This window comes from Arthrobacter phoenicis (assembly GCF_047238215.1).
GTDB lineage: Bacteria > Actinomycetota > Actinomycetes > Actinomycetales > Micrococcaceae > Arthrobacter.
This window is the reverse complement of sequence record NZ_JBDFMK010000001.1, coordinates 825298-838218: the sequence shown is the minus strand read 5'-3', so window position 1 is coordinate 838218 and position 12921 is coordinate 825298. Positions and strand designations below refer to the sequence as shown.

General features: G+C 66.0%; 10 protein-coding genes. All 10 read right to left on the bottom strand.

The annotated features are described in order from the left end of the window. Window positions 1-13: 13 nt before the first annotated feature. Window positions 14-730 (bottom strand): YoaK family protein, encoded by a 717-nt coding sequence (locus ABC337_RS03685; RefSeq protein WP_412882318.1) that lies wholly within the window; start codon window positions 728-730, stop codon window positions 14-16. Window positions 731-780: 50 nt separating this feature from the next. Beyond that, window positions 781-2001: an amidase family protein gene (locus ABC337_RS03680; protein WP_412882319.1), complete on the bottom strand. Its 1221-nt coding sequence runs from the start codon at window positions 1999-2001 to the stop codon at window positions 781-783. Continuing rightward, window positions 1998-3125 (bottom strand): acetamidase/formamidase family protein, encoded by a 1128-nt coding sequence (locus ABC337_RS03675; RefSeq protein ID WP_412882320.1) that lies wholly within the window; start codon window positions 3123-3125, stop codon window positions 1998-2000. Before ABC337_RS03675 ends, ABC337_RS03680 begins: the two co-directional genes overlap by 4 nt. A gap of 25 nt (window positions 3126-3150) precedes the next feature. Then, entirely contained in the window at window positions 3151-3867 is a 717-nt protein-coding gene (locus ABC337_RS03670; RefSeq protein ID WP_412882321.1) for a FadR/GntR family transcriptional regulator, read from the bottom strand. A gap of 96 nt (window positions 3868-3963) precedes the next feature. Beyond that, window positions 3964-5379, bottom strand: a complete 1416-nt coding sequence (locus ABC337_RS03665) for an MFS transporter (protein ID WP_412882322.1) — start codon at window positions 5377-5379, stop codon at window positions 3964-3966. 224 nt (window positions 5380-5603) lie between these two features. After that, on the bottom strand, window positions 5604-6182 hold the full coding sequence (locus ABC337_RS03660) for a histidine phosphatase family protein (protein WP_412882323.1): 579 nt from the start codon (window positions 6180-6182) through the stop codon (window positions 5604-5606). A gap of 89 nt (window positions 6183-6271) precedes the next feature. Beyond that, window positions 6272-7471, bottom strand: coding sequence for a TerC family protein (locus ABC337_RS03655; protein ID WP_412882324.1), 1200 nt, complete (start codon window positions 7469-7471; stop codon window positions 6272-6274). A 114-nt stretch (window positions 7472-7585) separates the two neighbouring features. Then, window positions 7586-8365 (bottom strand): DinB family protein, encoded by a 780-nt coding sequence (locus ABC337_RS03650; RefSeq protein WP_412882325.1) that lies wholly within the window; start codon window positions 8363-8365, stop codon window positions 7586-7588. A gap of 82 nt (window positions 8366-8447) precedes the next feature. After that, window positions 8448-8639, bottom strand: a complete 192-nt coding sequence (locus ABC337_RS03645; protein WP_412882326.1) for a hypothetical protein — start codon at window positions 8637-8639, stop codon at window positions 8448-8450. Window positions 8640-8867: 228 nt separating this feature from the next. Then, on the bottom strand, window positions 8868-12677 hold the full coding sequence (locus ABC337_RS03640; RefSeq protein WP_412882327.1) for a 5'-methylthioadenosine/S-adenosylhomocysteine nucleosidase family protein: 3810 nt from the start codon (window positions 12675-12677) through the stop codon (window positions 8868-8870). Window positions 12678-12921: the final 244 nt, after the last annotated feature.

Sequence of the window (12921 nt, the reverse complement as noted above, 5' to 3'; positions counted from 1 at the left end):
GGGCCGCAGGGGGTCAGCCCGCGGCGGGCTCCAGCTCGGCGTCGTGGACGGCGCGTTCCCGGGCGATCTCCCCGGCGAGCGCCACCAGCAAGGTCAGCGCCGCCGTCGCCATCACGCCCAGGCCCGGGTGGATGTGCAGCAGCCCCGCGCCCACGGTGGCGCCGGCCAGGATGAGTACGACGGCGCCCAGCCGTCGCCCGGTGTGTGCGCCGGTGCCGCCGCCCAGGCGGGAGTCGGCGGCCAGGCCGGTCAGGGTGGAGGTGACCACCACGGTGGTGACGTCCTTGACGGCCAGGTGCCGGGCGGTGGCGGCCTGCATGCCCATCGCCACGGCCAGCGCGCCCGTAATGGTCAGGGTGACGGGGTCCCCGGCGTGCGGGGCGTGGACCACCAGGACGACGGCGATCGCCGTCATGGTGAGCCCGACGGCGGCCAGCAGCACGGTGGTGCGGCGGCTCCAGCCCGCGGCCACGGGACGGAGCGTCCGGCCGGCGATCACGGCGCCGGCCATGAAGCAGGCCAGGGCGATGGTGGGGCCCACCACCGGCAGGTTGTCCGCGCCAATCAGCGCCATGCCCAGGATCACCACGTTGCCGGTCATGTTGCCGGTGAACACCCTGTCCAGGCCCAGGTAACCCACCGCGTCGATGATGCCGGTGGAGAACGTCAGGACCAGCATGAGGGTCAGGTTCAGCCGGTCCGGTTCGGTGGATTTCAGTCGCTTGAGCATGGGTTATCTTTCGGTGCGGTGGCCGGACGGGCGGCGTGCGGGAGGCGGTCTCAGCGGGGGCCGAGCCGGCAGGCCAGGCGCAGCAGGTCCAGGTCACGGTGTACGGGTCCCACAATACTCACGCCGCAGGGCAGCCCGCCGGGTGTGACGAGCGGGAGGGAAAGGGCCGGCAGCCCGGAGATGCCCGCGATGCAGGTCAGCTGCATGGTGGCGCGGCGGACGGCATCGATGGTGGACCCGCCCAAGGCGGAGGACTGAGCCACGTCGGTGAGCAGCGGCGCCACGGACGACGCCGACGGCAGCACCAGCAGGCCCCCGCCCACGAATTCGCGGATGCGCTGCCGGGCGGCCCGCAGCACGTCCCGCGCCGCTTCCGCCTGGCCCGCGGTGATCCGCGACGCCGTGGCGAACCGTCCGGCGACGTCGGCGCCCAGGGAGTCCGGGTGCGCCTCGATCCAGGCGCCGTGCTGCTGCCAGGCCTCGAAGCCCTGGACGGTCTGGAACGCGGCGAGCCAGCCGGGGAGCTCCTCCACCGGGAACGGGACGGTCGCCGCCGGCTGCAGTTCCGGGGCAGCGGCGACGAACTCCCGGATGGCCTCGCCGATGCCCGGTTCGGCCGTCGCCAGCAGCTCCGGCGGCACGGACATGCCGGTAAACGAGGCCGTCGCACCGTGAGTCGCGGCGTCCGGCAGCAGCACCTCACCCACGGCGGCGAGGGTGGCGGCGTCGCGGGTCAGCCACCCGACAGTGTCGAACGACGGCGCCAGCGGCAGCAACCCCTCGACCAAGACCGCGCCGTGGCTGGTGCGGATCCCGAAGAGGCCCTGGTACGCGGCCGGAACCCGGATGGAGCCGCCGGTGTCCGTACCGAGCCCCACGTCCGCCTGGCGCAGGGACACGGCGCTCGCCGATCCGGAGGAGGACCCGCCGCTAATCCGGCCCGGCGCCCGGGGGTTGGGCGGGGTCCCGTAGTGGACGTTGGTGCCGGCCAGGCTGTAGGCGAACTCATCGGTCCGGGCGATCCCGGCCACGGACGCACCCGCCGCGAGCAGGGCCGCGGGGGCGGCCGCCGTCGTCGTCTCCGGCGCCGCCCCGGCCAGCCGCGCCGGGTTTCCCGCGCCCACCGCGAACCCCTCGAGCGCGAAGAGGTCCTTGACCGCCACACTCAGCCCGTCCAGGGGCCCGGTGCCGGTGGGCGGGAGCAGCGGGGCGCCGAGGACACGCCACACGGTGGGGTCAGGATCGGAGCCGGAATCAGAAACGGACGTCACGGGCGGAAGTCCTGCACCCGGATCCGGGCGTGCACGCCCTTCACCAGGTCCACCACCTGCGAGATGTTGAAGTCCGTGGCGGCGCTCAGGTACGCGTAGGCCAGGCTGGGATCCATGCCGTAGCGGGCCTGCAGCAGGGCGACGGCGGCGCGGACGCAGTTCTGCACCGCCGTGTCCAGGTCCTCGTCCATCCCGGTGGGGACCAGGAACTCCGGGGTCTGTGCGAGCGGTCCGGCGAGGGTGCCGAAGTTCCGGACGGCCTCGTCCTGGGCGACGACGTCGAAGCGGAGCTGGACCCGCAGCGAGGCTTCCATGGCGGTGAGGGAGACCTCGCCGTCGCCCTGTGCGAAGTGCGGGTCGCCCACGTAGGCGAGGGCGTCGGCCACCTGGACGGGGAGGTAGAGCGAGCTGCCGGCGGTGAGGAGGTTGATGTCGATGTTGCCGCCGTGCGCGCCGGGCGGGACCGAGTGCGGGCGGCGGTCGCCGTCGACGGCCACGCCCATGATCCCCAGGAAGGGGTTGAGCGGGAAGTGCACGGACGGTTCGGCGCCGGGCCGCAGGGGCAGCCAGCCCGAAGGGGTACCGTCCACGTCGTCCCGGACCGTGGCGAAGGCGCTGTAGTTGCCGGCGCCGAGGGGGTACTCGCCGTTCAGCGCGCCGCGGCCGTGCCGGCTGGAGATCACGCCGTAGGGCACCCGCGGGGTGGTCTCCAGCACGGTGATCTTCAGCAGGTCACCGGGCCGGGCACCGCGGACCGCGATGGGTCCCGTGACCACGTGGGGGCCCAGGTTGGCGGAGAGCCGCTGGATGTCCGAGCCGGCCAGGCTGATGGCGTCCTCGAGGATCTGGTGTTCGGGGACCCCATGCGAGCCGAAGTAGGCCAGCGGGTCCCGGCCCTGGTCCTCTAGGATGCCCTCGTGGCTGATGGTGTCGATGGTGACGTCGGTGCCGGGGTCGATGCTGAGGACGGGGCGGTCCCCGGCGCAGGGGAGCGCGCCCCAGAGGACGTTCTCCCGGCTGGAGGGCAGGTAGGTGGTGCCGTCGGCGATGCCGTCCCAGGACTGCAGGATGCGGGCGGCGGTGGGTCCGGCGGCGGTGCCGGGTTGGAACAGTGAGGTGCTCACGGGTGGTCTCCGATGGGTTGGGGGGTTAGGGCTGGTGGTCCCGGATGAGGACGGCGACGTCGGCCAGGTGGTCGCGCATGGCGATCCCGGCCCCGGTGGCGTCCCGGGCCAGGACGGCGGCCAGGATCCGGCGGTGGCCCTCGATCGAGCAGCGCCGGCCCTCCGCAGTGGCGTGCGAGCGCAGCCGGACCTCGGAGGTCCAGGAGCTGGTGAGGGTCAGGACCGTGGCCATCAGCTGGTTGCGGCCGGCCTGGGCCAGCAGGGTGTGGAACTGGACGTCCAGCCGCAGCGCCTCCTCGGGGGAGAGGTGTTCGCTGGCCGCGGCCAGGGCGTCCTGCAGCTGGATCAGGTCCGCGGCGCTGGACCGGGCAGCGGCGAGCTCGGCCACCAGGGGTTCCAGCGAGCCGCGCAGCTCGGCCACGTCCTGCTGCGCCTGCCCGGCACCGGCGAGCCGGGCGTAGAGCTCGCTCACCGGCGCCGGGGGCTCTGCGACGATGGTTCCGCGGCCACGGGTCCGCTCCACAAGGTGCTTGGACTCCAGCTCTTGCAGGGCGGTGCGGACCGTGGCGCGGGAGACGGACAGCTGCTCCGCCAGTTCCCGCTCGGTGGGGAGCTTGTCCCCGGGGGTGAGGCCGCGGGAGGCGATCTCCCGTTCCAGGTAGGCGGCCACCTCCGCGCTCATCGAGGCGGCCCGGCGCAGCGTGGGCCCGGTGGCAGTGCGGTGAATAAGGGGCTGGCTCACGGGGGTCCTTTCGGTTGACGGGGCGGTTCCCCCAACTAGCTGGCAGTAGAGGCCGTTATGAGGTCCCACAACGGCCTCAGCTGCCAGTCAGTTGGGTCAGGCGGCGGGCTGGGGGACGGGGTCGACGGCGGGGGCAGGCTGGGAGGCGACCCGGGCCGGCGTCGTGAAGCAGAACGCTACCGCGCCCACCAGCAGCAGCACAGCGGACAGGTAGAACCCGGCCTCCAGCGCTCCGGTGGCGTCGGCCAGGGCGCCGGTGATGTACGGGGCGAAGATCGAGGAGAGCATGCCCGCGAAGTTGAAGTAGCCGTAGGCGGTGGAGTACATGGAGCGCGGGGTGTTCTCGGCCAGGAAGGCGATCAGGATGGGGTCCAGGGCCAGCTTGCCGACCAGCCCGTAGACCACCAGGCCGGCGATCATCAGGGAGTAGTTGCCGGTCATCGGGACCAGGATCTGGCAGAGGCCGCCCAGTACGGAGAGCACCACGATCAGGGGGCGGGTGTTCTTCAGCCGGCGCGCCCACATGCTCAGCAGGATCGCGCCGGGGATGGAGGCCCAGGGGACCAGGGAGGCGATGATGCCGGTCTGGGCCGGGGCCACGCCGCGGGCCTGCTGCAGGTAGGTGGGCAGCCAGGTCAGCATCGAGAAGAAGCCGTAAAGCGAGCAGAAGATCAGCACGTAGGTGAGGATGTGGTTGCGGGTGAAGAGGGCCTTGTTGGAGACCTTGGCAGCCGGGGCGCCGCCGTCGTCCGTGGCCTTGGAAGCCAAAGCCTTGTGCTCGGCGTCGATCGGGGAGAGGTAGTAGTTGATCAGGAACGCGACGATCAGGGTGGCTGCGCCGAAGATCAGGAACGAGGCGTGCCACGGCAGGCCCAGGGTGAAGGTGAAGTAGCCGGAGCCAATGAAGCCCAGCGAGATGCCCACGGCCATGCCGCTGTTGATCAGGGCGGCGGAGACCCCGCGCCACTTGCCGGAGATGTAGCTGGAGGAGATGCCGTAGACCGGGCTGTAGAAGGTCCCCTCGCCGATGCCGGTGAAGGCGCGCATGAGCAGGAACACCATGAAGCCGGGGGCGAAGCCGCTGAGGATGGTGCCGATGCCGAACACCACGTAGCCGGCCACCACCACCTTGACCCGGCCGATCCGGTCCGCGAGGTAGCCGGTGGGGATCTGCATCAGGGCGTAGGTGATGAAGAAGACCGTGGACATCAGGCCCAGCTGGCCCTTGTTGAGTCCCCACTGGTCCTGAATGACGCTCATGACGGGGGAGAGGATGTTCCGGTCCGCGTACATGAATACCCAGCCCAGGGAGAATAGCAGGGTCACTGCCACGGGGCCGGGGCGCTTGCCGCTGACGGGCAGCAGACGACGGCGGCCCGTGGTGTTGGTTGTGGGCGCGGCGGCGGAGTCTGCGGGGGAGAGGGTGGCGGAACCGGCGGCGGGGCCGGCCGCTCCGGCCGCGCCCGGCGGCACGGTGCCGGTGGCCGGCTTCTCGGCGGTGGAAACGTTCACGGGGTGCTCCTCGGGGGCTTGAGACGACTTGGTTCATTGGTCGAACCAAGGTCCAAGCTAGGACCCGAGAAGGGCGGAAAACCCTTGATATGACGGGGGTGAGGAGAGCTTTACGGGCCGGAAACCGGGTTTAACCTGCCGGTTACACGGCTGGTTTTTGGCCGACTCATAGGACCAGTTATGCGTCGGTCATGTTGCCGCCGCCCCGAGTGTGACGCGGAGGTTTAGACGATCGCGCTGAGGCGCTCGCCGTTGAAGTATTCGAGCTTCCAGCCATCCTCCGGGTGGTGGTGGGCCAGGTTGAGCGCTGCGTTCTCCACGCTGTCCAGGTGGCGTCCGGCGGCGCGGCTGAGGCTGACCCGCAGCAGGGATCCGTGCGCCACCACCAGGACGTGGCCGCCGCGGTACTCGTCGGCCAGGGCCTCCAGCGCGGCGAGCCCGCGCTCGGCGGCGTCCTCCTCGCTCTCGGCGCCGCGGAAGCCGTTGGGGATGCGCAGCGCATCCAGCTCGGGGCCGTCGGTCATGCCCTCGGCGGGGCCGTAGGCGCGTTCGGTGAGCTCGGGGACGCGGCGGGCCACGCTCAGGCCAAGCCCGGCGGCGATCAGGTCCGCGGTTTCGGCGGCCCGGCTCAGGGGCGAGGAGACAATCGCGTCCCACCGGAAAGCTGCGAGGGCGGCGACGGCGTCGCGCGCCTGGGCACGGCCGACGTCGTTGAGCGGGATGTCGGTGGACCCCTGCAGCCTGCGCTCTGCGTTCCAGTCGGTCTGGCCGTGGCGGATGAGGGCGAAGGTCGTGAGGGTCATGGTTCCATTCTGCCGCCCCGCCGCTGGGCCCGTGAAAACGATGCACGGGAAAAGCAGCCGGGAGGCGGGGCGGCAGGGGAGCGAGGAACCTACCGCAGCCCCTCCCGCTGCAGCGCCTTGTCGTGCTCCTGGTGGGCACGGTGCAGCAGGTCCTTGAACTCGGTCTCGTGGTGGACCAGGGACTTGTACTTCTCGGGCAGGGCCTGGAGCTGCTGTTCCTCGGCCACCATCTTGGCGAAGATCCGTTCGCGCTCGGTGATGTCGGTTTCGTAGTTCAGGTCCAGGTATTGGACGGCGTGCCGCTTAGCGCCGGTGACGGCGTTCTTGGCCTTGCCCTTGGGGCTGAAGATGGAGGCCAGGACCGTGATGGTGAGGACGCCCAGGATCACCAGCAGGGACGCGCCGGTGCTGACCTCGATCACGTTGACGTGTTCGCCGTCGTTGATGAACGGCAGGTTGTTCTCGTGCAGGGCGTGCAGCACCAGCTTGACGCCGATGAAGCCCAGGACGGCGGCCAGGCCGTAGGAGAGGTAGATGAGCCGGTCCAGCAGCCCATCGATCAGGAAGTAGAGCTGCCGCAGGCCCATCAAGGAGAACGCGGTGGCGGTGAAGACCACGAAGACGTTCTGGGTCAGGCCGAAGATCGCGGGGATGGAGTCGAGGGCGAAGAGGATGTCCGTGCCGCCGATCGCCACCATCACCAGGAGCATGGGGGTAAGGACGCGTTTGCCGTTCTCGACCGTGAAGAGCTTGTCGCCGTCGTAGTTGGATGACGCCGGGAGGAACTTCTTGGTGAGCCGGACGATCAGGCCGTCCTTCTCGTCGTCCTCGTGGGAGTCGGGCTTGAGCAGGTTGCCGGCGGTGAGCAGGAGGATCAGGCCGAAGATGTAGAACACCCAGGAGAAGCTGCTGATCAGGGCCGCGCCCAGGAAGATGAACGCGGTGCGGGCGATCAGGGAGAACACAATGCCGAACAGCAGCGCCTTCTGCTGGTCCGCCCGCGGCACCCGGAAGCTGGACATGATGATGAGGAAGACGAAGAGGTTGTCCACGGAGAGGGCCTTCTCCGTGACGTAGCCGGCGAAGTATTCGGTGCCCATGTCCACGCCGCCGAAGATCAGCACGCCGACGCCGAACAGCAACGCCAGGCCCACGTAGATGGAGGACCAGATGGTCGCTTCCTTCAGGGTGGGGGTGTGGGCCTTGCGGACGTGGAAGAAGAAATCGAAGGCCAGCAGGCCCACAATTCCGATGATGGTCAGTATCCAGACGGTCGTGGGAACCTGCATGTTGCCTCATTAGGTGTCGGCCGGGGTGGTCGGCGGGGGCGTGGTACCTAGGCCAACGAACGCGGTTCCCAGTCAGTGCCGGGTTTTTCTCCTGTCTTTCATCAGACTTGTTTGCTAACTCCCGCTCTCCGTATTGGTGCCGCCGGCGCCGCGTTCGACGGCGTCCAGGTCGCGGAGGGCGTAGCGCAGGTGGTCCCACTCCTCGTTGAGGATGGTGTGCAGGCAGGATCGGACGGTCACCGCGTGGTCCGGGGCCCACGGGTTCCGGCGCTCCGCGTCCAGGTCCATGGGGGTGACGGCGGCGAGGAACTCCTGGACCATTTCCTGCCTGTCTCTCCGTGCTTCGAGGACTTCTTGGTACCGCGGCGGTTCGGTGGCGAAGACGGACAGGTCGTAGCCGTCGGTTTCGAACTCCGCGTTCGGCTGCCCCAGCGGGTGGTACGGCTGCTCGACCTCCAGGATGGCCTTCCGCAGCCAGGTGTCCGTGGCCATCACCAGGTGCCGGAGGGTCTGGGCGAAGGACCATTCGCCATCCACCTGGACCTCGAAGGCGCCGTCCGGCAGCCCCTCGGCGCGCGCCAGCGCCTGCTGCCAAGCCTGCTCCAGTTGTGCCCAAGCGTTTCTTAGCCCGTCCGGGTCCCCGGCCCGGCGTTCGGCCCGGCCGGGGAAGCGGCGGTTCAGTTCGGCCTCGACCAACGGCACGACGTCCACGCCGTTGACCAGCAGCGTGCTTCCATCCTCGGCCAGCCACGGCGCGTCAATGTCCGCCCCGAGCAGATCCACGCCGCGCATCACCACACCGGACAGGTCCGCCCGGATGAACCGCGCGCCGCGCAGGTTTGTGGCGGTGAAGCTGGCGCCTTGGAGGTTATCCGAGTGATCGAAGGTTTCCATGGCGGCTACTGTGGCACGGGCTTGACCGGAGATGGAAGAGACCCCCTCGTCTCGGGTGGCGCCGTACTCAGGGTCTCAGGATCTAAGCGGCGTTGTTCGGCTGCAGCCAGTCATCCTGTTCCAGCGGGGCGGCGCCGAGCGAAACCGTCCCGGCCGGCCGCTGCACGGGTTCGTCTCCCATTGCGACGGCCGCTTGGAAGCACACATTGCGTTCGCAGACCAGCATGTTGCCGGGCTCGACGCCCCAGGTTCCGCCTTCGATAATGGTGAACAAGCTCCCCTCTACGCACTATTCGCAACTGCCGCGGCGGGGTCGAAGTGGGCACGGCCTGGTAGCCTCGGCGCTAATCAGTCTTCCGATCTGGAAGTTGGTTGTCCCCTGCTCTCCAAACGCCGCGAATGATCCGGGAAGGTCATCTATTGTCAGGATAGCGGTCGCTATACAGCCCCCGGGATGGCGAGGGGCCTCCCATGACCTCCGCGCTGATTACCAAACAAGGACTTATGTCCGGGGCTGATCCAGGAGAGCGGGATCCCAGAAGCGGGGTCCGTCATTACTGAAAGCAAGGTAACCCGAGACGAGGGCCTTTTCGTCCCGTCCCTTTTCAAGGCCAGCCCGGCTTGGAACAAAGAAGGCTTCAATGCCATGGCAGACCACAGTCCCTGCTTGTGGCCCCTTGAGTAGCTCAACACGTGCCTCCAGCCGACGCAGTAGAGAATGGTCCGACCAGAACTCGGTGCGCGGGTCCCACGGGCCTAACTCTGACTGGTGAACGAGTTTTCCTATGCCCTCGCCGTGGCCGACCCAGTCAAGGCACAGGGAGCGTTTACCGTCGCGCCTGCTGCGAGCGGAGCATTCAGCCTTGAACCTTTCGTAGTCTTCACGTCCCGACTGTAGACCGTCCAGTAAGTCCACAGCCTGAGCAACATACGAGGCGTAGAGAGCTTCGGACCCCAATTCGGACTCACGCCAATACGTCAGCACCTCATGTACTCGATCCTGTGGTATGCGTCTGCCTGAGTACCGGATAGCCCGCCACCACTGCCTGACGTCTGCCGAACTATATCCGCCTTCTTGCATGTTCTGCTCGAGCAATGACAAGACACGTTCGGATGCTTTGCCGTTGAGAGACCGCCAGTCCCTGCGGGCGCGAGCTAGCTGCGTCCAGACAATCTGTCGCCTCACTGGCAAGGGATCGACATCCCGCTTACCCAGAAGAGACTCAAAAAGTTGTAGCGCTCTCTCGTAATCGCCATAGAGCGCGGTTAGCTCACCTCGGGCGCGCTCTTCGTACCCACTCGGGTTCCTGGCGTCCCCGAGATATCGAACCCGTGCCAGCAAATCTTCGGCTACGCTGATCGACTCCACAACCAATGGGTGCGGTGCGCCCGCGAGATAAGCGGCTATGCTTCCGGAGCGCCTCACCCCATAGTCCACAACAGCTATCCGCATCTGGATCTCGCTGATATACGGATGCTGCTTACTGTTCGGAGCGCAACGACGCGATGCATCAAAGGCTGAGGCTGCGGCCTTCACCCACGGGGTAATTTCGTCAAGGCTCAGTCGCTGACCGATTGCGTCACTCACACGGGCTCGGTGGACCATTCCGACCACATGCTGAAGGACATGGTCCTCGGGGTCGAGTTCCCGCGCTTGTTCGGCGAAACGGGCCGCGGTAGCGAAATCTCGCAGTTTGAAAGCATAGTAGCGCGCCGCATGAGCAGCGAAATGAGGGTCGTCGCCCGCCAATGACGAAATCTGACCTATTAGTTTCGCCGCTCCCGTTGGAGCAGGGATATCTTCCAGGATTTTGGCGAAGGTAGCGCGCGGGCCGGCCTCACTGCCCTGCAACCCCTCACGTTCGATGAATATCGCCTCCACAATCTTCTTGAGATCGCGGTTCTGAGGAGCGCGGTCCAGACAAAACTCGCCCAACTCACGGCCCCACGTGCTTAGCATCTGATTCCATCGTTCGCCTCCACCGAGGTGGATTAGTACATGTTTCGCGACCAGAGGATGGGTAGTTCGCCATCCACCTTCGGGCGAACGCCACATGAGCTGGCGCATTTCGGGTGTCAATACGCGTGAGAAGGCCGACGCCCTCCCGGGAGGCAGGCCCACTAGAGCCGCAAGTGCATATTCAGGTATCTCAGTCTGACCGTAATAATGAGCCAGGGAGCAGTACTTAATCGCTGCTACCTGTTTTTCGGTTGCGCCCACAAGCCGGGAACCGACGTACTGGTCGATTCCCTTGAAGTCACTCTCAAAGGCGGACAGACCGAAGAAAAATGCATTGCGGCGATAGTCCCTGGAATCTCGAATTTCGCTTAGTTGTTGCACGTTCCATGGAGCACGCGCCCTGAGTGTGTCAAAGAAACCATCAGCTTCAGCGTCGTCTAGGGCTTCCAACAAGAATGTCGCCTTGGACTCCACCGGCAACGCGCTGTAGCGCCTCGACACGTAGACAACCAGCGTCGGCGTCGAGGATGCGTGTAATTCCTCCATTAGGTCGTTGACCTCGGCATCCGTTACGGAAGCCGTGTCGATGATGGCAAGAACCGGAAGTTCGGTAGTTCGGGCTATGTAGTCTAGGCGCCGACTAGTTTCTTGAGTGCGGAACCTCGCGAGGACGACGGTCGGAAAGGCGAGACGGAGGTCAAACGCAGCCCGCCTCGCAAGCGTTGTACCACCAGCCCCCGGTTCGTGGAAAAGGTTGACCCTGAGCGTCCGGCGGTTTTTCAGGACTCCTTCCAGCGACTTCCGCCAAGGACCATATGTGGTCCGGAGTACGTCGGAGTCACCCTCCAACGCTACCCAGGAGGGTATGCCTCCGCGCAAGAAATCTAGTGCCGCTGCCTCGGAGTCTCCTTTCGGGGGATGGATACCTACCAGCTCCAGGTCTTCTTCGAGCCAGGCCGCTTGATCTCTTGGGATTTCTATGGTGTTAGGTTCCGTCTTGCACGGGAGCGAAGGTGCTTCCGCCCGATGCGAGGCACGTAACAGTGTGGAAAGTCCCCGCGCTATGGCGTCGGGTTCGGCCGCAATTCGTGAGTCGACCTCGAGCTCGGTCAGTTGAGAGCCTAAGGCCACGATATTCACGGCATCCCCAAACTCCGTGAGGATGTCATCCAGGATGGGTCCCATCCAGTCGCCGCCAACTGTTGCGTCGGCCGCTACTATAACGTTTGCGTGCCGAACACCGGAAACAGCCGCAAATTCCGCGAGTGTTTCGCGGAGCCGTCGCCGGCCGCCACGTTTCCAAGACCGAAGATCCTCACATTCGTCCAGCCCGCGAACGGCTATCCACGATACAGAATTTCTTGAAGCGACCAACGGATCATCTGCGGTCATCAGGTGAACGGGCCTCTCGCCAGCAAGGGACTCGCGGCTCCGGCAGAGGAGGCCAGCACGGTCTGTCTCGGGGTCCAAATCCAGCACAAGAGTCAAAGGCAGACCAGACTGAACTACGGCTTCTGCGACCTTGCTGCCCGCCGGGGCCAGGAGCACGTAGGTCTCGTTCGGCGTGGGTCGAGGTATGCCTAGGTCTGGAGCAGTAGGGGCCGCTTCGACTTTGCTCGTAGCGTTGAGAGCCGTCGGGACTGGCTTAAAGAATCTAGCAATCACCTCGCCAACGACTGTCGCCAGGTTAATGCTCGCTCTTTCCTGTCCGCCGTCGTCATCGGCCTGTGTCTTACCCTCGATGAGGTCAGACACGCCTCGCACCATGAGATAAGCGCTCGTCGACCCCCTCAGGCAAGCCTGCATGAAACCAGCGCCCTCCATTTCGACGGCAAGCGTATCGCCGTAGGATTCCTTGAGGAGGCCGACTTGGGATGAATTCACGTCCGCAAGGACTTTCTCACCGGATGCTATAGCCCCGAAGAATACCTTGAAATTCTCGCGATCTTGATGTGCGATCTCGCGCCCGATTGTCGCAAGTCGATGCGGTGTCTGATATGCCTCGGGTCGAGGGAGGAAGCGCCCATCCGCCGTCTTCCCTGATTCGTAGTAATAAACCTTCGAGGCAATTGCTACGTCCCCGAGCGCGACGTCCTTAACTCCTCCAGCTATTCCTGCGTAAATCACAAGGGTAGGCGATAGCCGTTCGGTGGCAGCATGGGTGGCCAGACTCGCATTCGTGGTGCCCATCCCGGTTTCGACCAGGGCCACGCGGAGAACATTTCCTGCTATCGTCATGTCGCCCAGTAGGCAGGGGTCGGATAGCACCGAATCGGAGGACGTGTCAGAAATCAACGTCCTGAGAGCACGCCACTCAACCGGAATCGCACAGAGAATTAGCACATCGACCATACGGAGAAAGCTCCAATCAGCAGAGAACTGCTAGCAGTAGGTCACCTCGGGCCAAGCAGCCGACGAAGCTGAGCATAAAGACGCGCGCTCGACAGCGAAAATTGGTCACAGTTTCACACCGTCACAGCTCATCCTGCCACCCCTACGCCCATCAAGGCTGTGAAAGCGGTGTCAGATTTTTTTATCACAACCTCATCATTTGGTGATGCTGTAGCAGCACGCCAAATGCCGTGAGTGTGATGAC